General features: G+C 55.6%; 21 protein-coding genes and 1 riboswitch. Of the genes, 11 read left to right on the top strand and 10 right to left on the bottom strand.

Annotated elements, in window-relative coordinates; translation table 11 throughout:
- The first annotated feature begins 436 nt into the window (after nucleotides 1–436).
- On the top strand, nucleotides 437–2,449 hold the full coding sequence (gene uvrB / locus C7387_RS10185) for an excinuclease ABC subunit UvrB (RefSeq protein WP_120816610.1): 2,013 nt from the start codon (nucleotides 437–439) through the stop codon (nucleotides 2,447–2,449).
- Between the two features lie 182 nt (nucleotides 2,450–2,631).
- Here uvrB and pmrB read toward each other — a convergent pair whose 3' ends face one another.
- The 4 genes from pmrB to yvcK form a co-directional block, all read right to left on the bottom strand.
- Nucleotides 2,632–3,711 carry a two-component system sensor histidine kinase PmrB gene (gene pmrB / locus C7387_RS10180; RefSeq protein WP_120816609.1) on the bottom strand — a complete coding sequence of 360 codons (1,080 nt, stop codon included), beginning with the start codon at nucleotides 3,709–3,711 and terminating at the stop codon, nucleotides 2,632–2,634.
- 4 nt (nucleotides 3,712–3,715) lie between these two features.
- Nucleotides 3,716–4,387: a two-component system response regulator PmrA gene (gene pmrA, locus C7387_RS10175; RefSeq protein ID WP_038258811.1), complete on the bottom strand. Its 672-nt coding sequence runs from the start codon at nucleotides 4,385–4,387 to the stop codon at nucleotides 3,716–3,718.
- Nucleotides 4,384–6,024, bottom strand: coding sequence for a phosphoethanolamine transferase EptA (gene eptA, locus C7387_RS10170; protein ID WP_120816608.1), 1,641 nt, complete (start codon nucleotides 6,022–6,024; stop codon nucleotides 4,384–4,386). The genes pmrA and eptA overlap by 4 nt, the downstream gene beginning before the upstream one ends.
- An 82-nt stretch (nucleotides 6,025–6,106) precedes the next feature.
- Nucleotides 6,107–7,015: a uridine diphosphate-N-acetylglucosamine-binding protein YvcK gene (yvcK, locus tag C7387_RS10165; RefSeq protein ID WP_006819125.1), complete on the bottom strand. Its 909-nt coding sequence runs from the start codon at nucleotides 7,013–7,015 to the stop codon at nucleotides 6,107–6,109.
- A gap of 227 nt (nucleotides 7,016–7,242) precedes the next feature.
- A riboswitch (molybdenum cofactor riboswitch) is annotated at nucleotides 7,243–7,375 on the top strand.
- On the opposite strand from yvcK, the gene moaA reads away from it, so the two are divergent.
- The 6 genes from moaA to C7387_RS10135 all read left to right on the top strand — a co-directional run bounded on the left by moaA (nucleotide 7,363) and on the right by C7387_RS10135 (nucleotide 10,864).
- Nucleotides 7,363–8,349 carry a GTP 3',8-cyclase MoaA gene (gene moaA / locus C7387_RS10160; protein WP_038258807.1) on the top strand — a complete coding sequence of 329 codons (987 nt, stop codon included), beginning with the start codon at nucleotides 7,363–7,365 and terminating at the stop codon, nucleotides 8,347–8,349. (Overlaps the previous riboswitch by 13 nt.)
- A gap of 37 nt (nucleotides 8,350–8,386) precedes the next feature.
- Nucleotides 8,387–8,899, top strand: coding sequence for a molybdenum cofactor biosynthesis protein B (gene moaB / locus C7387_RS10155; RefSeq protein ID WP_038258805.1), 513 nt, complete (start codon nucleotides 8,387–8,389; stop codon nucleotides 8,897–8,899).
- A gap of 3 nt (nucleotides 8,900–8,902) precedes the next feature.
- Nucleotides 8,903–9,388, top strand: a complete 486-nt coding sequence (gene moaC, locus C7387_RS10150; RefSeq protein WP_120816607.1) for a cyclic pyranopterin monophosphate synthase MoaC — start codon at nucleotides 8,903–8,905, stop codon at nucleotides 9,386–9,388.
- On the top strand, nucleotides 9,381–9,626 hold the full coding sequence (gene moaD, locus C7387_RS10145; RefSeq protein ID WP_006819129.1) for a molybdopterin synthase sulfur carrier subunit: 246 nt from the start codon (nucleotides 9,381–9,383) through the stop codon (nucleotides 9,624–9,626). Before moaC ends, moaD begins: the two co-directional genes overlap by 8 nt.
- Nucleotide 9,627: 1 nt before the next feature.
- Nucleotides 9,628–10,080, top strand: a complete 453-nt coding sequence (gene moaE, locus C7387_RS10140) for a molybdopterin synthase catalytic subunit MoaE (protein ID WP_120816606.1) — start codon at nucleotides 9,628–9,630, stop codon at nucleotides 10,078–10,080.
- Nucleotides 10,081–10,159: 79 nt separating this feature from the next.
- On the top strand, nucleotides 10,160–10,864 hold the full coding sequence (locus C7387_RS10135) for a Bax inhibitor-1/YccA family protein (RefSeq protein WP_006819131.1): 705 nt from the start codon (nucleotides 10,160–10,162) through the stop codon (nucleotides 10,862–10,864).
- Here the strand turns inward: C7387_RS10135 and clsB are convergent.
- The gene (gene clsB / locus C7387_RS10130) at nucleotides 10,861–12,069 is read right to left on the bottom strand and encodes a cardiolipin synthase ClsB (protein WP_006819132.1); all 1,209 of its coding nucleotides are present in this window, start codon (nucleotides 12,067–12,069) and stop codon (nucleotides 10,861–10,863) included. The genes C7387_RS10135 and clsB overlap by 4 nt on opposite strands.
- A 137-nt stretch (nucleotides 12,070–12,206) precedes the next feature.
- Here clsB and C7387_RS10125 point away from each other — a divergent pair, with 137 nt between their 5' ends.
- On the top strand, nucleotides 12,207–12,617 hold the full coding sequence (locus C7387_RS10125) for a YbhQ family protein (RefSeq protein ID WP_006819133.1): 411 nt from the start codon (nucleotides 12,207–12,209) through the stop codon (nucleotides 12,615–12,617).
- Here the strand turns inward: C7387_RS10125 and C7387_RS10120 are convergent.
- From C7387_RS10120 to cecR, 5 genes are read right to left on the bottom strand one after another with little or no spacing between them, the layout of a single operon-like run.
- Nucleotides 12,579–13,685, bottom strand: coding sequence for an ABC transporter permease (locus tag C7387_RS10120; protein WP_120816605.1), 1,107 nt, complete (start codon nucleotides 13,683–13,685; stop codon nucleotides 12,579–12,581). The genes C7387_RS10125 and C7387_RS10120 overlap by 39 nt on opposite strands.
- A gap of 9 nt (nucleotides 13,686–13,694) precedes the next feature.
- Nucleotides 13,695–14,828, bottom strand: a complete 1,134-nt coding sequence (locus C7387_RS10115; RefSeq protein ID WP_120816604.1) for an ABC transporter permease — start codon at nucleotides 14,826–14,828, stop codon at nucleotides 13,695–13,697.
- On the bottom strand, nucleotides 14,818–16,560 hold the full coding sequence (locus tag C7387_RS10110; RefSeq protein WP_120816603.1) for an ATP-binding cassette domain-containing protein: 1,743 nt from the start codon (nucleotides 16,558–16,560) through the stop codon (nucleotides 14,818–14,820). Before C7387_RS10110 ends, C7387_RS10115 begins: the two co-directional genes overlap by 11 nt.
- Nucleotide 16,561: 1 nt before the next feature.
- Nucleotides 16,562–17,548, bottom strand: coding sequence for a secretion protein HlyD (gene hlyD / locus C7387_RS10105; RefSeq protein WP_006819137.1), 987 nt, complete (start codon nucleotides 17,546–17,548; stop codon nucleotides 16,562–16,564).
- Entirely contained in the window at nucleotides 17,545–18,222 is a 678-nt protein-coding gene (cecR, locus tag C7387_RS10100; RefSeq protein WP_038258795.1) for a transcriptional regulator CecR, read from the bottom strand. Before cecR ends, hlyD begins: the two co-directional genes overlap by 4 nt.
- Nucleotides 18,223–18,446: 224 nt before the next feature.
- Here cecR and rhlE point away from each other — a divergent pair, with 224 nt between their 5' ends.
- From rhlE to ybiB, 3 genes are all read left to right on the top strand, one after another.
- A complete protein-coding gene (gene rhlE, locus C7387_RS10095) occupies nucleotides 18,447–19,793 on the top strand; it encodes an ATP-dependent RNA helicase RhlE (protein ID WP_120816602.1) in 1,347 nt (448 codons plus the stop codon).
- 95 nt (nucleotides 19,794–19,888) lie between these two features.
- On the top strand, nucleotides 19,889–22,033 hold the full coding sequence (gene dinG / locus C7387_RS10090) for an ATP-dependent DNA helicase DinG (protein ID WP_038258793.1): 2,145 nt from the start codon (nucleotides 19,889–19,891) through the stop codon (nucleotides 22,031–22,033).
- Nucleotides 22,034–22,052: 19 nt separating this feature from the next.
- Nucleotides 22,053–23,018 (top strand): DNA-binding protein YbiB, encoded by a 966-nt coding sequence (gene ybiB, locus C7387_RS10085; RefSeq protein WP_120816601.1) that lies wholly within the window; start codon nucleotides 22,053–22,055, stop codon nucleotides 23,016–23,018.
- Nucleotides 23,019–23,021 lie beyond the last annotated feature (3 nt).

Genomic DNA, 23,021 nt, shown 5'->3' with positions numbered 1-23,021 from the left:
ATATGGGCTGGAGACAGTTATCCACTATTCCTGTGGATAACCTTGTGTATTAGGGTTAGAAAACCTCTGGTAAACGAGAGAGCATGCGGCTTGCGACTGAATTGATGCGAAAGGCGGCTTTTGGATATTTTCTTTTTTAATTAATGAGTTAGATAAAAGCAATGCCTGTAAGAAAAGTGTCACCGGCTGCCACAAAAGTTTCATTACATACCTTGACAAATGTTAAACCAGAAAAAATTCTGGGGATAACCGATGCTGTCTGGTTTTTTATCCCGCCGTCACGAGAAATTGCCCGTTTGTCAGGCTGACGATGGGCGGGTAACACAAATACGATAATATGTTACTGTTTTTATATCCAGTATAAATGGTTGGCAAATTTATCTGCGACGAGTAAAATTAGTCACCTGCCAGTTCACTCCTTCACAGGTCGTTGTCCATGTCTAAACCGTTCAAACTTCATTCCGCGTTTCGCCCTTCAGGCGATCAGCCTGCGGCCATCGCCAAACTGAAAGAGGGTCTGGAGGACGGCCTGGCGCACCAGACGCTGCTCGGCGTAACGGGCTCAGGTAAAACCTTTACCATCGCTAACGTTATTGCCGATCTGCAGCGTCCTACTATGGTACTGGCGCCGAACAAAACGCTGGCGGCCCAGCTCTATGGCGAGATGAAGGAGTTCTTCCCGGAAAACGCGGTGGAGTATTTCGTCTCGTACTACGATTACTACCAGCCGGAAGCCTACGTACCGAGCTCGGATACCTTCATCGAGAAAGACGCCTCGGTGAACGAGCATATCGAACAGATGCGACTCTCTGCGACCAAGGCACTGTTAGAGCGCCGTGATGTAATCGTGGTGGCGTCGGTTTCAGCCATCTACGGCCTTGGCGATCCGGATCTGTATCTGAAAATGATGCTGCACCTGACGGTCGGGATGATTGTCGATCAGCGCAGTATCCTGCGACGTCTCACTGAGCTGCAGTACACCCGTAACGATCAGGCATTTCAGCGCGGGACCTTCCGTGTCCGCGGCGAAGTGATCGACGTCTTCCCGGCAGAGTCCGACGATCTGGCGCTACGCATTGAGCTTTTTGACGACGAAGTCGAGCGGCTGTCGTTGTTTGACCCGCTCACCGGCCATCTGGAGTCCGGCGTTCAGCGCTTCACCATCTACCCGAAAACGCACTACGTGACGCCACGCGAGCGTATTATTCAGGCGATGGAAGATATCAAAGTTGAGCTGGCAGACCGCCGCAAGGTGTTGCTTGCCAACAACAAGCTGCTGGAAGAGCAGCGCTTGAGCCAGCGTACTCAGTTCGATCTCGAGATGATGAACGAGCTCGGATACTGCTCCGGCATCGAAAACTATTCGCGCTTTCTCTCCGGCCGTGGTCCCGGCGAGCCGCCGCCGACGCTGTTTGATTACCTTCCGGCCGATGGTCTGCTGGTCATCGACGAATCCCACGTGACTATCCCGCAGATTGGCGGTATGTACCGTGGCGACCGGGCGCGTAAAGAGACGCTGGTGGAGTACGGTTTCCGCCTGCCTTCCGCGCTCGATAACCGTCCGCTGAAGTTTGAAGAGTTCGAAGCGCTGGCGCCGCAGTCGATTTATGTTTCGGCAACGCCGGGTAACTATGAACTGGATAAATCTGCGGGTGACGTGGTTGACCAGGTCGTGCGTCCAACCGGGCTTTTAGATCCGGTTATCGAAGTGCGCCCGGTGGCGACCCAGGTTGACGATCTGCTGTCAGAAATTCGCCAACGTGCGCTTATCAACGAACGCGTACTGGTGACGACACTGACCAAACGGATGGCGGAAGACTTAACCGAGTATCTTGAAGAACACGGCGAGCGGGTGCGCTATCTGCACTCGGATATCGACACCGTCGAGCGTATGGAAATCATCCGTGACCTGCGTCTGGGCGAGTTTGACGTCCTGGTTGGGATCAACCTGCTGCGAGAGGGTCTGGATATGCCTGAGGTCTCGCTGGTGGCGATCCTTGATGCCGATAAAGAGGGTTTCCTGCGTTCTGAACGTTCCTTGATCCAGACCATTGGTCGTGCGGCGCGTAACATCAACGGTAAAGCCATTCTGTACGGCGATAAAATCACTCCGTCAATGGCTAAGGCGATTGGCGAAACCGAACGTCGTCGCGAGAAACAGCAGCGCTATAACGAAGAGAACGGTATTGTGCCGCAGGGCCTCACCAAGAAGGTGGTCGATATTCTGGCACTGGGTGCGGGTCTGGCGAAAACCAAAGCGAAAGGGCGTGGTAAAGCGCGGATTGTAGAAGAAGATACCGTCGTGTTAACGCCGAAAGCGCTGCAGCAGAAAATCCACGAGCTGGAAGGGCAAATGATGCAGCATGCACAGAATCTCGAATTTGAAGAGGCGGCGCAGATCCGTGACCAGCTCCATCAGCTTCGCGATCTGTTTATCGCCGCATCGTAATTGTCTGGCTGATTCAGACAGACACAAAAATTAATGTTTGCTTAATCTTTTTCACGGAAACTCTCCGCATAACGATGTGGAGAGTTGCCATGAAATTAACCCAAATCCGAGAGCTTTTTGTCCTGCTGCTGGCGCTGTCGATTATTGCTGGCTTCAGCGTTAACTGGGTGCAGACTTTCTAATCAACGGCTCAGCGGGGGGAACCGCACCCACGCCCGGGCACCCGGACCAGGCCTGCGGTTGGTCAGGAAGAACTTCGCATCATGCAGCTGCGCAATACGCGAAACAATACTTAATCCAAGACCAATTCCACCAAAGCGGCTATCCATACGCACGAAGGCTTTGCTGAGTTCACCGCTCTTGGCTTCATCAATGCCTGGCCCTTCATCTTCAACAACCAGCACCGCACCCGCTTCATAATCAATGGTCAGCGTAATGAGCGATCCTTCCGGGCTGTAGCGGTGGGCGTTTTCCACCAGATTGCGTAACAGCACCCGCACCAGCGTCGCGTCGCCTTTTAGCGTTGCACTGCGTGGCGTGGTGACTATCTGCAATTTTTGCTTGCGCAGTGCGAGCACGCGCTCTAGTTCGTCCTGCTCTGGCTCTACCACATCGGTGGCTAAATTCACCGTCTGGTAACTACCGGCCGAAAATGATTGCCCAACGCGTGCCAGCTGCAGGAGCTGAGAGATGCTCTCCGTCATCTGATCCAGGCGTTGCAGCAGCGGCGTGACCTTAATCGCATGGGTTTTTGCCATCAGCTCCAGATGCAGACGCAGTCCCGCAAGCGGAGTGCGCAGCTCGTGGGCGACGTCGGCGGTGAAGAGGCGCTCACGGTCGAGCGTCAGCGTCAAACGCGACACCAGCTGGTTGATAGCGTTGGTGACCGCCTCCACTTCACTCACGTTGTTCTCAATGATGATGGGCTGCAGGTTGTCAGGGGTACGGGTTTCCAGCTCTTTTTGCAGGTCAGAGAGCGGGCGGGTGATGCGTTTGACGGCCTGAACGCAAATAAACAGCGCCAGCCCGACAATCAGCAGGCTCGGGATAAGCAGGCTTGCTACCGCCTCGCGCACTTCATGCTGAATGTGTTTGCGGTTGTTGTGCCCGTCGATGGCGCTTTGCACCAGCAGCTGGACCTGCTCTTCGCTTTCGTGCCACAGCCAGAAAACGCTGATGAGCTGACACACAATCAGTACCGCGCCAATGGTCAGCAGCAGGCGGGTACGCATGGTCCATGACTGAACTGAGAACAGCGCCATCCGTTTATTCTACCCCTGCGTTTTCAACCAGCATGTAGCCAAAGCCTCTGACGGTGCGGATCCGCGATTTACCGACTTTGTCGCGTAAATTATGAATGTGCACTTCAAGGGTATTGGTTGCCGGTTCGTTGTCCCAGCTATAAATGTCGTTATAGAGGATTTCACGGTGCACCGGGCTGCCCGCTTTCAGCATCAGGCGCGACAGCAGAGCGAACTCTTTTGGCGTCAGATCGAGCTGCGATTCATCCAGCCACACCTGGCGACGGGTGACGTTGAGGCGCAGGTTGTCAATTTTCACCTCGCTGTCGCCCTGATTGTGGTGACGGCGGAGCAGGGCGCGAATGCGGGCGTTGAGCTCTTCCAGCGCAAACGGCTTCACCAGGTAGTCGTCGGCTCCGGTATCCAGCCCGGCAATGCGATCGCTGATGGTGTCGCGAGCGGTAAGGATAAGTACCGGTTGGGTGAATTTCTCCCGGCGCAGGCGGGCCAGGAAATGCAGGCCATCTTCGTCCGGCAGGCCAAGGTCGAGCACTATCAGGCTGTAGTGTCCCCCGGCGATGGACAACGCCGCTTCATGGGCTGTGGAGACGCCATCACAGGCATATCCTTCGCTCTGAATTGCCAGAATCAACCCTTGTAACAGCAGCTCATCGTCTTCAATGACCAGAATTTTCACCGGCTTTCTCCTCTACATTGCGCCAGAATATCGTCCGCAGCCTGATATTCTTGGGTATTCACTCTCATTATACCTAACATCGTTGAGAACAGATTATCCTGGGCATATGGATGTGTTGCGGCCTGTTTCTGCAGGCACGAATAATTAATGTCATAACGTTTTTGATAATCGTCGGAAAGCCACAGCAGCATCGGTACGTGTTTTTGGGTTTCCGGTGCGATGGAATAAGGCAGACCGTGCAGATAAACGCCATTTTCACCTAGCGATTCACCGTGATCGGAGAGATAGACCAGGCTGGTGGTGAAGTTTCCCTGCTTTGATTTCAACAGATTAATCGCTTTATCAACAATATAATCGACGTACAGAATCGTATTATCGTAAGTATTGACGAGCTGTTCCTGGGTACAGGTCTGAATTTCGTTAGTATCACAGGTTGGCGTGAATTTACGGAATTCTGGCGGATAGCGATTGTAATAGGTCGGGCCGTGGCTGCCGATGGTATGTAGCACAATAATACCGTCCTGCTGCAGACCGTCGATGTATTTATCGAGATTATTAAACAGTACGTCGTCTTTGCATTCACCGGCAATACATTCGCCCGTGAGATTTAGCGCGGTAATGTCCTGATGCGGTACGCGGTCGCAGGCACCTTTGCAGCCGCCGTCATTTTCATTCCACAGCACCTGAATGCCTGCACGCTGAAGAATATCCAACAGACCTTCCTGATGGTGAGCCAGCGTTTCGTCGTAATTCTCGCGCGACATATTAGAGAACATACAGGGTACTGAAACCGCGGTGGCTGTGCCGCAGGAAGCGGTGTTCGGGAAATACACCACGTCATCTTTTGCCAGCCGTGGGTTGGTTTCACGTGCATAACCGCCAAGCGAGAAGTTTGCTGCGCGCGAGGTTTCACCGACGATAAGAATGGTCAGGTTTTTGCGCGAAGGCTTCTGTGCTTCCGGGATAAGGGTTGCATCTTCGCCAATTTTCACCAGCGGCAGATTATCCATCTGGTGGTGGGAATACCACGAGTTGACGGCCACAATGCTGTTCGATGGGTTCAGTGCTTTTACCAGCTCTTTGTTGTTACGAAACAGTGAGGCGTAGTCTTTATAAAACAGCAGGGCGACAAGCACGATTGCCAGTGCCGAAAGCGTAATGCTGATAGCGCGGGTAATAATGCCGCGCCAGGCGTGCGTTGGGCGGGTTATCTTAATCCACCATGCGATAACGATCGCCAGTAAACCCGATAGCAGCAGCGTTAGCACCATTTTCGTCGACATCAGCGCATAGCTTTCTGCCGGCGTGGTATCAAGAATGTTGGTGATCATCGAGCGGTCAATAATCACCCCAAAGGTCAGGATGAAATATTGTGCGGCGGCGCTGACCAGGATAAAGAGCGTAATCAGTATCCGGTCGAGATATAAAAATGAGGCCAGCGTGACCAGAATATTGATAATGCAGAACAGCACCACCGGCATGGTCAGAAAGACCAGGGCGTTACGCAGATTATTGACCGGAAGCTCGGAGAAGGCCTGCTGGTAAAAGGCGACGTTAAGAAACAGCGCAATGTACAGTGCAAACAGCACAAGATAAGCAATCCGCCCAAGGCGTGGGCGGCGTGAAAATAAACGCATGACCAGGATCCGCTAAAAATAATCGCGCCATAGTGCCAGCGGTTTTTTAAGACAACCTTAAGATTTTAATCATTTCGCGGGCTTAGCCCAGCGCCTGGACCGCCTTTTCCAGCGCGATATGCAGCAGCTCACGGTCATGACGGTAGGGAATATCACTGGCTTCGAGCACTTCCTGGATGACGATACGGTCGCTGATGTCGCGGGTATCGACCTTTGGTCCCACGACCAGCGCATCGATGATTTTACGCCCGACGTAGTGCTCCATAAGTGAAAGCTTATCGGTAAGTGTCAGGCTGGCGGCAGCCGGGCTCAGTTCGCGCCCGAGGTTACCGATATAGACCATGGGGGCGGGCGTTCGGCGCAGCGCCTGAGCCATTTCTTCGACCAGCAGAATCGGCATCAGGCTGGTGTAGAAACTTCCCGGGCCAATCAGGATAAGATCGGCTTCGGCGATGGCCTGTACCGCTTCACGGGTGGCGCTGACGTTCGGCGACAACAGCAGCTCCTTTGGCGGCGTTAAGAGCTGGTCAATATTCACTTCACCGTAGATTTCATGGCCCTCGTGGTCGATAGCCATCAGGTCGACCGGTGATTCCGACATCGGGATTAACGAAGCGTCTACTTTAAGGAGGTTTCTGATTAAATTAATGGCCTCGAGAGGGCGGATACTCAGGTGATCCAGCGCCTTTAACATCAGATTTCCGAGGTTATGCCCGGAAAGTTCGCCATTACCGCTAAAACGGTACTCAAACATCGCCGAAGCAACGCTTGGTTCAGTGATTAGCTGATTAAGACAGTTGCGCATGTCGCCCCAGGCGATACCGCCTTCGGAGCGTCGGATTCGTCCTGTGGATCCGCCGTTATCGGTGGTGGTGACAATACCGGTAAGCCGGGAGCCAAGCGACGAGAGCGACGACATAACCCGTCCCAGCCCATGACCACCGCCCAGTGCCACAACCCGGTCGAGATCCGCAAGAGTGCGATTGCGCATACAAATTCCTTCAATCAGTTAAGCCGCTTAAAATACTCGATCTACCCCTAAAAGACGACACTCCAACTGGCGTAAAATGACCCATATCAAAGCAAAAGTATGATTTTTGCGTATTCTGGATCGAAAATGCACGATCGTGTCGCTATATACAAGATTATATAGCGTTGCTGAAATTGGCGAAAGCCTTCATTTCAGGCTACTATCGGCATACCAGTCTTAGTGCATTGCTAAGAAAAAAACACTCTAGCCCTTGCGCCTAAGTCACACGATATGGCGCTCCGGCCGTGGCAACAGCCACCAGGGTACAGGAAGAAATAACTGTGCCTCCCGTATTTGGAAAGGTGTACATGGCTCAATTAACTGATGCATTCGCGCGCAAGTTTTTCTATCTGCGTCTGTCGATTACCGATGTGTGTAACTTCCGTTGCACCTACTGTTTGCCGAACGGCTATAAGCCGAGCGGTATCAGCAACAACGGTTTTTTGACGGTCGATGAAGTGCGTCGCGTCACCCGCGCATTTTCCTCTCTTGGCACCGAAAAAGTGCGTCTCACCGGCGGTGAGCCGTCGCTGCGTCGTGATTTTACCGACATCATCGCCGCCGTTCGTGAAAATGAAGCTATCCGCCAAATTGCGGTCACCACCAACGGCTACCGTCTGGCGCGCGATGCGCAAAACTGGCGTGATGCCGGCCTGACGGCGGTGAACGTGAGCGTCGATTCCCTCGATGCGCGTCAGTTTCATGCGATTACCGGGCAGGATAAGTTTCAGCAGGTAATGGACGGTATCGACGCCGCCTTTGCCGCCGGCTTTGACAAAGTGAAGGTCAATACCGTGCTGATGCGCGACGTGAATCATCATCAGCTCGACACCTTTCTGGCGTGGATCAAACCGCGCCGCATTCAACTGCGATTTATTGAACTGATGGAAACCGGTGAGGGCAGCGAGCTGTTCCGCAAACACCACATTTCGGGCATGGTACTACGCGACGAGCTGCTAAGACGCGGCTGGATCCACCAGATCCGTCAGCGTAGCGACGGTCCGGCGCAGGTCTTTTGTCACCCCGATTACGAAGGGGAGATCGGCTTAATCATGCCGTATGAGAAAGATTTCTGCGCCAGCTGCAACCGTCTGCGCGTCTCGTCTGTGGGGAAACTGCATCTGTGCCTGTTCGGTGATGGCGGGGTCGATCTTCGCGATTTACTGGCGGAAGATGAGCAGCAGCAGGCGCTGGAAATGCGCATTGCTGATGCGCTGGCCACGAAAAAACAGACCCACTTCCTTCATCAGGGCAATACCGGGATTACCCAGAACCTTTCCTACATTGGCGGGTAACGTCGGGTAATCGTATTTCTGCTACACAGGAGCAATGATGAGTCAGGTTAGCGCTGAATTTATTCCGGCACGTATTGCCGTACTTACCGTTTCCAGCCGTCGTGGTGAAGAGGACGATACTTCCGGGCATTTCCTGCGTGATGCCGCGCTTGAAGCCGGGCATCAGGTCGTCGATAAAGCCATCGTCAAAGAGAATCGCTATGCCATTCGTGCCCAGGTGTCGGCGTGGATTGCCCGCGACGATGTCCAGGTGGTGCTTATCAACGGTGGAACCGGATTGACCGATGGCGATCAGGCACCGGAAGCGCTGTTGCCGCTGTTCGATCGTGAGATTGAAGGCTTTGGTGAAGTGTTCCGTATGCTCTCTTTCGAGGAGATTGGCACCTCGACGCTGCAGTCCCGCGCTGTGGCCGGTATTGCCAACAAAACGCTGATTTTCGCCATGCCGGGCTCCACCAAAGCCTGCGCTACTGCCTGGGAAAACATTATTGCCCCGCAGCTGGATGCCCGTACGCGTCCGTGTAACTTTCATCCTCATTTGAAGAAGTAAGCGATGTCACAACTGACCCATATTAATGCCGCCGGTGAAGCGCATATGGTGGATGTCTCTGCCAAAGCCGAAACCGTTCGCGAAGCGCGCGCCGAGGCTTTTATCACCATGCAACCCGAAACGCTCGCCATGATTATTGACGGTAGCCACCACAAGGGCGACGTCTTTGCCACCGCGCGTATTGCCGGGATCCAGGCAGCGAAGCGCACCTGGGACCTGATTCCGCTGTGTCACCCGCTGATGCTCAGCAAAGTCGAAGTGAATCTGCAGGCGCAGCCGGAACATAACCGGGTACGCGTAGAGACGCTGTGCTGCCTTACCGGGAAAACCGGCGTGGAAATGGAAGCGCTGACGGCGGCCTCCGTCGCGGCGCTGACCATTTACGACATGTGCAAAGCGGTACAGAAGGACATGGTTATCGGGCCGGTTCGCCTGCTGGCGAAAAGCGGTGGTAAGTCAGGTGATTTCAGGGTAGAAACTGATGATTAAAATCCTATTTTTCGCACAGGTCCGTGAGCTGGTCGGGACAGACAGCCTGACGCTGGATGCCCCTTTTACCACCGTTGAAGCGGTGCGCAAGCATCTGGCTGCCCAAAGCGATCGCTGGGCATTAGCACTGGAAGAGGGAAAGCTGCTGGCGGCGGTGAATCAGACGCTGGTCGATTTCAACCATCCGGTGGCGTCCGGTGATGAAGTGGCGTTCTTTCCGCCGGTGACGGGAGGCTAAGATGAGCGAGACGCGAATTCGTGTTGAAACGGCGCGCTTTAGCGTCGGTGACGAGTATCAATGGCTTGCCGAACGCGACGAAGACGGCGCGGTAGTGACCTTTACAGGCAAAGTACGCAACCATAATCTCGGCGACAGCGTTAAGGCGCTGACCCTTGAGCACTACCCGGGGATGACCGAAAAATCACTGACCGATATTGTTGCGCAGGCACGGGAGCGCTGGCCGCTCGGACGTGTCACGGTCCTTCACCGCATTGGTGAAATGTGGCCGGGCGAAGAGATAGTCTTTGTTGGCGTGACCAGCGTCCATCGCGGTAGTGCGTTTGCCGCCGGCGAGTTCATTATGGACTACCTGAAAACGCAGGCACCGTTCTGGAAACGGGAAGCCACGCCAGAAGGCGATCGCTGGGTGGAATCACGCGACAGCGACAAAGCGGCGGCCAGCCGCTGGTAAGTCGGTTCCGGGACATTCGCGGTCATTCCAGGATGTGTTAGTCTTACAACACACACATTACATTTCTGAGGTTAGTATCATGGATCGATTCCCGCGTTCCGATTCTATCGTACAGGCGCGTACGGGTTTGCAAACCTATATGGCGCAGGTGTACGGCTGGATGACCTGCGGTCTGCTGCTGACGGCGTTTATCGCCTGGTATGCGGCCAACACGCCGTCGCTGATGATGTTTATCTTCTCCAGCAAAATCACCTTCTTCGGGCTGATTATCGCCCAACTGGCGCTGGTGTTTGTGCTCTCCGGCATGGTGCAGCGTCTGAGCGCCGGAATGGCGACGACCCTGTTCATGCTCTATTCGGCGCTGACCGGACTAACGCTCTCCAGCATATTTATCGTTTACACCTACTCCTCTATCGCCAGTACTTTCGTGGTGACCGGCGGGATGTTTGGCGTGATGAGCCTCTACGGTTACACCACTAAGCGTGACCTCAGTGGCTTAGGTAGTATGCTGTTTATGGCGCTTATCGGGATTGTTCTGGCATCGCTCGTCAACCTCTGGCTGAAGAGTGAGGCGCTGATGTGGGCGGTGACCTATATCGGGGTGCTTGTGTTCGTAGGCCTCACGGCGTATGACACCCAAAAACTTAAAAACATCGGTGAGCAAATTGATACCCGTGACAGCGGTAATCTGCGCAAGTACGCCATACTCGGTGCCCTCACGCTATACCTCGACTTCATCAACTTGTTCCTGATGATGCTGCGTATTCTCGGCAACCGTCGCTAGACGTTCTCCCCCTCATCCTGCGGGTGAGGGGGCTTCACTTCACTCAGTACGGGGGCGTGAGCCGGCAACCAGCCCACCCAGGCCGGGAAATGACGCAGAAAATGGAACGCCAGCACGCTTTTCGCCAGATTCCACCACGTCCGCTTTGGCAGCATAGATCTCTCTATCTGCTGGCAGTCCCTATGCAAAATCGTCGTCAGGTTGTCGCGTAGCGTCTGATTAAACACGCGGTCGTGGATAATCAGATTGGCTTCAAGGTTAAGCGACAGGCTAAGCGGATCCAGATTGCTTGAACCGACCGTTGCCCAGTGGTCGTCCATCAGCGCGACTTTGGCATGCAGCGGCTGTCGCTGATATTCAAAGATTTTCACCCCACCTTTCACCAGCCAGGCGTACAGCAGGCGGGCGCCCACTTTCACAATGGGAATATCCGGCTGACCCTGAATGATGAGTTTGACGCTCACCCCCCGCCGCGCGGCGGTGCGCATAGCGTACAGCAGGCGATAACCGGGGAAGAAATAGGCGTTGGCGATAATCACTTCACGGCGGGCGCGGCGCAACATTCTCAGATAATAACGCTCAATATCGGTACGATGTTCATCGTTATCCCGCCAGACGAACAGCGCCTGCGCTTCGCCGGGTTCACGAGTCTCTTCCACCCGTTGGCGATGACGCCAGAAGCGGAAGTTTCGTCTGAGCCCCGGCAGGTTTTCCTGGGCAAATTGCAGCATATCGAGCACGACAGGGCCTTCCACGCGCACGGCGTAGTCCTGTTTGGCTTCGGGACCGAAATCGGCAAGGTGATCGGCGGAGTAGTTGATCCCACCAATAAAAGCGACGCTGGCGTCAATCACGAGCAGCTTACGGTGCATCCGGCGAAAAAGGTTAGTACGCATCCCCAGTAAGCGCGGGCGGGGATCGTAAAAGCGGAAAATCACGCCGGCTGCCGTCAGTTCACCAATAAATTCGTCGCTGAGATCGGCAGAGCCAAAACCATCGATCAGCAGTTCGACTTCGACCCCACGCTGTGCGGCGCGCAGCAATGCCTGCTGGAGCTGTCTGCCCACCTTATCTTCAAACCAGATAAAGGTTTCGAGGATGACCTTGCTTTTTGCCTGCTTAATCGCCTGGAAAACGGCGGGATAATATTGTTCTCCATTCTCCAGAAGTGTAATGCGATTGCCGCTACGCCAGCTGTAAGCCATGTCATTTTTTTCCTGTCGACGTCACTATCCTGATGAAAATAGTGTAGTAGTCGTCACAAAAAGATGCGGTGGAACGGAATTTTCCGTAAAGTGCGGTACTCTGAATAGTCAGATGAAAATACTTCAGGAGAGAAGCCATGAAGTGGCAACAACGCGTTCGTGTCGCAACGGGACTTAGTTGCTGGCAGATAATGTTGCATTTGCTGGTTGTGGCGATAGTGGTCATGGCATGGACAAGCAACCTGCTGGTGCACGTGGGTTTAGGCCTGTGCGCCCTGTACTGCGTGACCGTAGTGACCATGCTGATTCTGCAGCGCCACCATGAGGCGCGCTGGCGTGAAGTGGGTGATGTGCTCGAAGAGCTCACCACCACCTGGTATTTCGGTGCCGCCATGATTGCGCTGTGGCTGCTGTCACGCGTGCTGCACAACAACCTGCTGTTAGCGCTGGCCGGCGTTGTCATTCTTGCCGGCCCGGCGGTGGTGTCTTTACTCGCGAAAGACAAAAAATCACGCGATCTTCCGGCGGAACATCGCGTACGCCACTGAGCCCGTCGTGGCCGCTATGACCAGTAGCGGCCACAAACTTCCCCACACAATCTCCAGACTCGCGTCCTTCAGATAGATTTGCTTAGTGATATCCGTGAAGTGGCGGATCGGGTTTATCCACGTCAGGTTTTGCAGCCACACCGGCATGTTTTCCACCGGTGATACGTAACCGGAGAGCAAAATGGCCGGCATCATAAACACAAACACCCCGATAAAGGCCTGTTGCTGGGTTGAGCAAAGCGACGAGATAAGCAGACCAAATCCGACCAGCGAAAGCCCGTAAACCACCATGGTGAAGTAAAAGAGCGCCAGCGATCCGGCAAAGGGGATGTGATACGCCCAGATGCCGACACCCAGCACGATAGTTGCCTGGAAAGTGGCGACAATCAGTGCCGGAACCGCCTTACCCACGAAAATCTGCCAGGTCGCCAGCGGTGATACCAGAAGCTGGTCCAGCGTGCCCTGTTCCCGTTCACGCGCCACCGAGAGCGAGGTGACAATCATTACCCCGATGGTGGTGATCATGGCGATGAGCGATGGCACCACAAACCATTTGTAGTCGAGGTTTGGGTTATACCAGTTGCGGATCACCAGCTCGCTGTTGTTGGGTTTTGGCTTGCCATCGAGAAGCTCCTGCTGGTAGTCCTTCACTATCTGCTGCAGATAGTTTGCCGCAATCTGCGCACTGTTGGAGTTTCGTCCGTCGAGAATGAGCTGCATCGGCGCGGTTTCGAAGGAATCGAGATTGCGTGAAAAGTCGGCCGGGAAACGCACCAGCAGCAGCGCTTTTTGCGTATCGATTGTGGGCTGAATCTCCTGCGGGCTTTTCAGCAGCAGAATATGCGTAAACGCCTTAGCCCTGGCAAAACGCTGGGTCAGCTCAACCGAGTGCTGGCCATTATCCTCGTTGTAAATGGCGATCGTGGCGTTCGTGACCTCAAGGGTGGCGGCAAAGGGAAACAGCAGCACCTGAATCAGTACCGGAAGCACCAGGATGGCCCGGGTCTGCGGCTCGCGCAGCAGCGACTGCAGCTCTTTACGAATTAGCGTCCATAAGCGATGAAACATGCGTCCTCCTTAATCCAGTCGCCGTTTAGTTTTAACCCAGGTCAGGCCGATAAACATTACCGCCGAGGCAATCAAAAACAGGATGTTCACCAGCAGCACGACGGGGATATTCCCGGCCAGGAACAGGCTCTGTAGCGTGCTGACGAAATAGCGCGCCGGGATAACGTAGGTCACCGCGCGAATAATGGCGGGCATACTGTCTATCTGGAAGATAAAACCAGAGAGCATAATCGACGGCAGGAACGCCGCGTTCAGTGCCACCTGAGCGGCGTTAAACTGATTACGGGTGATGGTCGAGATAAGTAGCCCCATCCCAAGCGTGCTCAGTAAAAACAGACTGGTAATGAAAAACAGGATCACCAGCGAGCCCCGGTACGGCACGCCAAGAATAAACACCGACACCACCATGCAGAGCAGCATCGCCAGCATCCCCAGGAAGTAATAGGGGATGAGCTTACACAGCAACAGCTCGGCGCGGGTTATCTCGGTGGAAAGCAGCGCCTCCATGGTGCCACGCTCCCACTCGCGAGCAACCACCAGCGAGGTAAGGATCGCACCGATCACCGTCATGATAATGGTAATCGCCCCCGGAATAATAAAGTGCTGGCTGATGGCGGCGGGGTTGAACCAGTAGCGGGTCTGCACGTCGATAAGCGGTTTGAAGGTTTCCCCCTGATCTTCCGCCCGCTGTGACTGCCAGAGCTGCCATATGCCCTGAACGTAGCCCTGCACAAAGTTAGCGGTGTTGGGCTCACTGCCGTCGGTGATCACCTGAATTGGCGCAGTGTCGTTTGCCCGCGTCATCTGAGCGGCAAAATTTACCGGGATAACGACCAGCCCGCGAATACGCCCGGCCTGCATTTTCTCGATAAGCTCATGACGGTTATCGCTGATGGTGGCATCAATGTAGGGCGAGCCGGTCATGGCATGGGTGAAATCCAGCGCCTCTTTGCTCTGTTCTTCAAGCAAGATCCCAACCCGCAGCTTGCTGGAGTCGAGGTTGATGCCGTAGCCGAAGATAAACAGCAGTAGCAGGGGGATCACCACCGCAATCAGCCAACTGCTCGGGTCACGGACAATCTGTCGCGTCTCTTTGACGCACAGCGCGCGCACCCGCCGCCAGGAAATGACTTTACTGGACATGCCCATTCTCCTTATCCCAGTTGTGGATCAGGGTGATAAACGCCTGCTCCATGGTGGGGTCCGGGGTGGCGGCGTCTGCCGCCTGCGCTTTTAGCGAGTCTGGTGTCCCGCTGGCGATGAGCTTGCCGCGATAAACGAGGCCAATGCGGTCGCAGTACTCCGCTTCATCCATAAAGTGCGTGGTGACCATCACCGTCACCCCTTTTTCCACCATGCTGTTGATATGTAGCCAGAACTCGCGGCGGGTAATCGGGTCAACGCCGGAGGTCGGTTCATCAAGGAACAGAATATCCGGCTCATGCATCAGCGAACAGGCCAGCGCCAGTCGTTGTTTGTAGCCCAGCGGCAGTTCATCGGTGGCGTGGCTGGCGATACTTTTCAGTCCGAAGGCATCGCTCATACGGGCGATTTTCTCCGCCTGCGCCTGGCCGCGCAGACCATAAACGCCGGAGAAAAAGCGCAGGTTCTGCTCGACGGTCAGGTTGCCGTAAAGGGAGAATTTTTGTGCCATATAGCCAAGATGCTGCCGCGCTTTGCCGGAGCTCACTTTGAGATCCATATCCAGCACCAGCGCCTTCCCGGAGGTGGGCACCAGCAGACCGCACATCATCTTAAAGGTGGTCGACTTTCCGGCACCGTTTGGCCCCAGCAGGCCGAAGATTTCACCGCGCTTCACGCTGAAATCGACGTGGTCGGTTGCGGCAAAGTCACCGAATTTTTTGGTTAGCGATATCGCCTCGATCACCGTTTCGTCGGCGCTGCCTTCGACGGTGTGCAGAATGGCCCCCAGCGGAGATTCAGAGGTGGCAGCACCGCCGAGCAAATCGATAAAGGCATCTTCAAAGCGCGGTGCAGTCTCTTCAATATTGAGAGAAGAGGGCATTTCCGGGGCGGCGGCAAGCGCGCTCGCGCTTGCCTCTTTTTTCAGGATCAGACGAACCGACTTCCCCTGAATCATGCCGTCGCTGACCTGCGGCAGCTTCAGCGCCCGCTGCAGCAGCTTGCGATTATTCATTTCAGTGCTGTTGAGCAGAAAACTGCGCCCGGCCATGCTTTGGGTGAGCGCGGTAGGCTCTCCCTGATAGAGCAGTTCCCCTTCGTTCATCAGCAGCACATCACGGCACTGCTCTGCTTCATCGAGGTACGAGGTGCTCCAGAGGATCAGCATGCCGTCGCCTGCCAGCTCGTGCACCATCTGCCACAGTTCACGGCGGGAGATGGGATCAACGCCAACTCCGGGTTCATCAAGCAGCAATACCTTCGGTTCCCCAACCAGGGTGCAGGCGAGGCCGAGCTTTTGTTTCATCCCGCCCGAGAGTTTCCCGGCAAGACGGCCAGTAAAGGGGCCAAGGGAGGTAAACTCCAGCAGGCGGGCAAAGGTTTTTTGCCGCACCTCGCCGGTTACGCTGCGCAGGTCGGCGTAAAGGTTGAGGTTCTCCATGACCGTGAGATCTTCATACAGGCCAAACTTCTGCGGCATGTAGCCGAGTACGGCATGCAGCGCGCTGTCGTCTTTCACCGGATCGTAACCAATCACCGTGGCACTGCCTTCGTCGGGTTTGAGCAACCCGGCGAGCATCCGCATTAGCGTGGTTTTCCCCGCACCGTCCGGGCCGACCAGCCCGGTGACGTAACCGGATTGAATGGTGCAATCCAGTCGGGCAACGGCGGGCTTATCCATCCCGGCAAAGCGTTTGACCAGCCCGTTCAGGGCAATCACCGCGTCCGTCATGTCACTCTCCGTTGCCAAAACGTACCGTCACCGGCATTCCCTGGCGTAACTCGTCGTCGGCATCGGTTACGATAATGCGCAGACGATAGACCAGATCGGTACGCAGGTCTGGAGTCTCGACCGTTTTAGGGGTGAACTCGGCGGTGGGAGAGACGAAACCGATTTTACCGTGATACGGCTTATCCGGGCGGCCGTCGGTGTAGAGCAGCAGTTCACGGCCCGGCTGTGCCTGGTTCAGGTTCTTCTCATCGACGTAAGCACGAACCCATACCGGGCGGGTCAACGACAGCGTCATTACGGTGCTGCCAGCGTTCAGCATGCTGCCCGGTTCGACGGCGCGGGTGAGCAGGGTGCCGTCAGAAGGGGCGGTAAGCGTGGTATCGTGCAGGTCGAGCTGTGACTGCGCCAGCTGTGCCTGGGCCTGCTCAAGATTGGCTTTCGCCTGGGCAATTTCCTGCGGACGGTTACCGGCACGATACTGGCTCAGTTTATCCTGCGCCGATTTCAGGCTCGCCAGAGCCTGGTCGCGGGAAGAACGGGCGTTTTCCAGATCGTTGGCGGAAATCGTCCGGCTTTGCCATAACCCGAGCTGGCGCTGGTAGTAGTTCTGCGCGTAGTCGTAGGCGGCCTGTGCCTGACGCACCGCGGCGGCGGCCTGGGCAATCTCTTCGGCGCGGTAACCGGCCATCATCAGGTCGTACTGCGCCTGGGCGGTTGCCACGTTGGCTTTTGCCTGCATCAGGGCGTTTTCAAAAGGGGCTTTATCCAGCTCGCCGAGAGGTTCGCCACTTTTAATGGCATCCCCCTCATCGACATTCAGCGACTGCAGACGACCACCGACGCGGAAACTCATATTCACCGTGCGGATATCAACGTTGCCATACAGGGTCAGGCCCTTATCCTGTCGGCTTTGATACCACCACGCTCCGCCACCCACGGCGGCAACGACTACGGCAATAATCAGGACGACGATGACAGGCTTCTTCATGACTTCAGGCTCCTTTGCGTTAATCCTTCCAAAATAAAATCGATGTGGCTGGTAATGACCTGGTAAATCTGTTCGGTATTTTGCTCATCAAACTGTGCCCAACCGGTGCGCAGCAGTATCGTCTCTCTACCAAGGCGGAACGCCAGCACCTCACCGAGCAGCGCATGGGTGTGCAAAATCATGTTGGTATTACCGGCGTCGCAACCAGTATAGGCGGCGATGAGGCGCGTCAGATGGCTATGTAGCGGATCCAGGACTTGTTGGTGCACCAGATGGTACGCCTGGGTCGGCGCCAGCTGTTCACGGGAGATAAACTTGCTGAGGTTGACGGTTTCATCGCGCGTCAGCAGCAGGATCATATTTTTGCAGGCGCCGAGGATAAGCTCGCGAAGCGCGGCTCTATCCGGGTCAGGCTGCGCCAGCAGACGCTCTGCGGCCTCGACGTGCGGTCGGAAATTACTGCCAATGAAATCGGCAATCCACTGCGCACAGGCGAGGTAAAGATCTTCTTTTGAACCAAAGTAGTAGGTGATGGCTGCAATATTGTGCCCGGCCTGTGAAGCAATCTCGCGGGTGGTGGCGTTCAGCCCATATTCACCAAACTGGGCAATGGCAGCGGCAATCAACTGGCTTTTTGCCTGTTCGCCTTTACTCGTAATGGGGGTTGCATTCATAGAACACCAAAAAAATTAATCAATCGATTGATTAATAATATGAGCATTTTTTCATCTTGTCCAGTTTGTCTTCTGTCAATTCATCCTTGTGGGATATTTTATGCGGTATGTCACAAAAGCTGCTACACTCCGCGTCTTTCTGACATTGTGGTTTTTGTCACCTGTTTCGTTACTTATCACCCTGAAAACTACACCTGCAATGGTCGGGGCGGTTCGGAGTTGTTATGTCGTTTGATACCCTTGGCCTGAACCCGGAGATCCTGCGCGCTGTTGCAGAGCAGGGTTACCGCGAACCTACCCCTATTCAGCAGCAGGCGATCCCTGCGGTACTGCAGGGCCGTGACCTGATGGCGAGTGCCCAGACCGGTACCGGTAAAACGGCGGGTTTTACCCTGCCACTGTTGCAGCACCTGATTTCCCGTGAACCGCACGCGAAGGGGCGTCGCCCAATTCGTGCGCTGATCCTGACTCCAACTCGTGAGCTGGCGGCGCAGATTGGCGAAAACGTTCGCGACTACAGCAAATACCTGAACATCCGCTCGCTGGTGGTCTTCGGCGGCGTCAGCATTAACCCGCAGATGATGAAACTGCGCGGTGGTGTTGATGTGCTGGTGGCAACGCCGGGCCGTCTGCTGGATCTTGAACATCAAAATGCACTCAAGCTCGACAGCATTGAAGTGCTGGTGCTGGACGAAGCCGACCGCATGCTCGACATGGGCTTTATCCACGACATTCGCCGCGTGCTGGCGAAGCTGCCGGCGAAGCGCCAGAACCTGTTGTTCTCCGCGACCTTCTCCGACGACATTAAAGCGCTTGCTGAAAAGCTGCTGCATAACCCGCTGGAAATCGAAGTTGCCCGCCGTAACACCGCCTCCGAGCAGGTAACACAGCACGTACACTTCGTTGATAAGAAGCGTAAGCGGGAACTGCTGTCGCACCTTATCGGTAAAGACGACTGGCAGCAGGTGCTGGTATTCACCCGCACCAAACACGGCGCAAACCATCTGGCTGAGCAGTTGAACAAAGACGGGATCCGCAGTGCGGCTATCCACGGTAACAAAAGTCAGGGAGCGCGTACTCGTGCGCTGGCCGACTTTAAATCCGGTGATATCCGCGTACTGGTGGCAACCGATATCGCCGCGCGTGGTCTTGATATCGAAGAGCTGCCGCACGTCGTGAACTACGAGCTGCCGAACGTGCCGGAAGATTACGTGCACCGTATTGGCCGTACCGGCCGTGCTGCCGCAACCGGTGAAGCACTCTCCCTGGTGTGCGTTGATGAGCACAAACTGCTGCGTGACATCGAGCGTCTGCTGAAAAAAGAGATCCCGCGTATTGCGGTACCGGGCTACGAGCCGGATCCGTCTATCAAGGCTGAACCTATCCAGAACGGTCGCCAGAGCCAGGGCCGTGGCGGTCGTGGTCAAGGCCAGGGGCAGAATCAGAGCCGCGGCCAGCAGCAGCGCCGTAACGAAGGCGCAAGCGCAAAACCAAAAGCGCCGCGTCGTCAGGATGATAAACCGACTGGTGAGAAACCACGCCGTCGTCGCCCACGTAAGATTGCAGAGTAATTTGCGAGCCCGGCCGAAAAGCCGGGCTTTTACTTTGCCCCGCCGCTCGGAAAGTGCCACAATAGTGGCTGTTTATACAGTACTCAGGTTTTCCGATGTCACTTACCGCCGCGCTGAAGGCGCAGATTGCCGCCTGGTATAAGGCGCTTCAGGAGCAGATCCCCGATTTTATTCCGCGTCCACCGCAGCGACAAATGATTGCCGATGTGGCAAAAACGCTCGCGGGTGAGGAAGGGAGACATCTGGCCATTGAGGCCCCGACCGGCGTCGGGAAAACGCTCTCGTACCTGATCCCCGGGATCGCCATCGCCCGCGAAGAACAAAAAACGCTGGTGGTCAGCACCGCCAACGTTGCCTTGCAGGATCAGATCTACAGTAAAGATCTGCCGCTTTTAAAGAAAATCATTCCCGATCTCCGCTTTACCGCCGCGTTTGGTCGCGGGCGTTACGTCTGCCCACGCAATTTGGCGGCGCTTGCCAGCACTGAACCCACCCAGCAGGATCTGCTGGCGTTTCTGGACGATGAACTGACGCCCAACAATCAGGAAGAGCAGAAGCGCTGCGCGAAGCTCAAAACCTCTCTTGATAGCTACAAATGGGATGGTCTGCGAGACCATACTGATGTTGCAATTGATGACGACCTCTGGCGTCGCCTCAGCACCGATAAAGCGAGCTGCCTGAACCGCAACTGCCACTATTACCGGGAGTGCCCGTTTTTTGTTGCCCGTCGCGAAATTCAGGAAGCCGAAGTGGTGGTTGCCAACCACGCGCTGGTGATGGCGGCAATGGAGAGCGAGGCGGTTTTGCCGGAGCCGAAAAACCTGCTGCTGGTGCTGGATGAAGGCCATCATCTGCCGGATGTTGCCCGCGATGCGCTGGAGATGAGCGCCGAGATAACCGCCCCATGGTATCGGCTGCAGTTAGATCTCTTCAGCAAGCTGGTCGCGACCTGCCTTGAGCAGTTCCGGCCAAAAACCACGCCGCCGCTGGCGCTGCCCGAGAGGCTCAACGCCCACTGCGAAGAGCTGTACGAGCTGATTGCGTCGCTCAACAATATCCTGAACCTGTATATGCCCGCCGTGCAGGAGGCCGAACATCGCTTCCCGATGGGCGAGCTTCCTGACGAAGTCATGGAGATCTGCCAGCGGCTGGCAAAGCTGACCGAGCAGCTGCGCGGGCTTTCCGAGCTTTTCCTCAACGATCTTAGTGAAAAAACCGGTAGCCACGATATTGTGCGCCTGCATCGGGTATTGCTGCAGATGAACCGTGCGCTCGGCATGTTCGAAAGCCAGAGCAAGCTGTGGCGACTTGCGGCGATGGCGCAGGCTTCGGGAGCGCCGGTCAGTAAGTGGGCGACCCGCGAAGTACGCGATGGTCAAATTCATATCTGGTTCCACTGCGTGGGTATTCGCGTTAGCGATCAGCTGGAAAAGCTGCTGTGGCGCAGCGTGCCGCACATTGTTGTCACCTCGGCGACGTTACGTTCGTTGAACAGCTTTTCGCGCCTGCAGGAGATGAGCGGGCTAAAAGAGAAAGCGGGCGATCGCTTCGTGGCGCTGGATTCCCCTTTCAATCACGTTGAACAGGGCAAAATCATTATCCCGCAGATGCGCTACGAGCCGTTGATGGAAAACGAAGAGCAGCATATTGCCGAGATGGCGGCATACTTCCGCCAATGTCTTGAGAGCGAGGCGCATCGCGGTATGCTGGTGCTGTTCGCCAGCGGGCGGGCAATGCAGCGTTTTCTTGAACACGTGACCGACCTGCGCCTGCTGTTGCTGGTGCAAGGAGATCAACCGCGCTACCGGCTGGTGGAGCTTCATCGTAAGCGGGTGGAAAACGGTGAGCGCAGCGTGCTGGTGGGGCTTCAGTCTTTCGCCGAGGGGCTGGATCTGAAAGGCGAGCTGCTAAGCCAGGTACACATCCACAAAATCGCGTTTCCGCCTATTGATAGCCCGGTGGTGATTACCGAAGGCGAGTGGCTGAAAAGCCTCAACCGTTACCCCTTTGAGGTGCAGAGCCTGCCAAGCGCCTCGTTTAACCTCATTCAGCAGGTTGGACGCCTGATTCGTAGCCACACCTGCTGGGGGGAAGTGGTGATTTACGATAAGCGCCTGCTGAGCAAAAGCTATGGCAAACGGCTGCTCAACGCGCTACCGGTATTTCCTATTGAGCAACCTGATGTGCCAGAGGTTATAGTAAAAAGCAAAGCGAAACCGAGTCGGCGTAAAAAACGTTAGCCTCAGGCAAGGAGGATCCATGGATTACCGCAAAATCATTAAAGAAGTGGGGCGAGGGAAGAACCATGCCCGCGATTTGGATATTGATACCGCACGCGGTTTATACACCAGAATGCTCAACGATGAAGTCCCGGATCTCGAAATGGGCGGGATCCTTATCGCCCTGCGGGTGAAGGGCGAAGGCGAGGCGGAAATGCGTGGATTCTATGAAGCCATGCAGCAGCAAACCATTAGCCTGACGCCGCCGGTTAACAAACCTGTGCCCGTCGTCATTCCGAGCTATAACGGCGCGCGTAAACAGGCCAACCTGACGCCGCTGCTCGCGATGCTATTGAACAAACTTGGCTTCCCGGTGGTGGTACACGGCGTTAGCGAAGATCCCACCCGTGTACTGACAGAAACCATTTTCGAACTATTAGGCGTTGAAGCCACCCGACACGCCGGCCAGGCGCAGGCGAAGCTCGAAGGCCATCAGCCGGTGTATATGCCGATTAGCGCGCTGTGCCCGCCGATGGAGAAACAGCTGGGTATGCGCTGGCGGATGGGGGTGCGTAACAGTGCGCATACGCTGGCGAAGCTTGCCACGCCGTTTGCTGAAGACGCCGCGCTGCGGCTGTCGAGCGTCTCACATCCGGAATATATTCAGCGTGTCGCGACCTTCTTTAGCGATATCGGCGGCCGTGGCCTGCTGATGCACGGTACCGAAGGCGAGGTGTACGCCAACCCACAGCGCTGTCCGCAGATTAACCTGATTGACGCGCAGGGGGTGAAGGTACTGGTGGAGCGTCAGCTGGCAGACAACGCCGGGGTAGCGTTGCCAGAATCAAAAGATCCGCTGGTCACCGCCCGCTGGATTGAACGCTGCGTCACCGGAAGCGAGCCGGTACCGCACTCCCTGAAAATTCAGCTGGCCTGCTGCTTGCTGGCGGCCGGAGAAGTGGCAACCCTCGACGCGGGTCTGGCCCGCGTCGCCGAAAACTGGTAGCGG

This window comes from Yokenella regensburgei, from assembly GCF_003634235.1.
GTDB lineage: Bacteria > Pseudomonadota > Gammaproteobacteria > Enterobacterales > Enterobacteriaceae > Yokenella > Yokenella regensburgei.
Note: the sequence above shows the minus strand (reverse complement) of the source record. Positions and strands in the feature narration are given on the sequence as shown.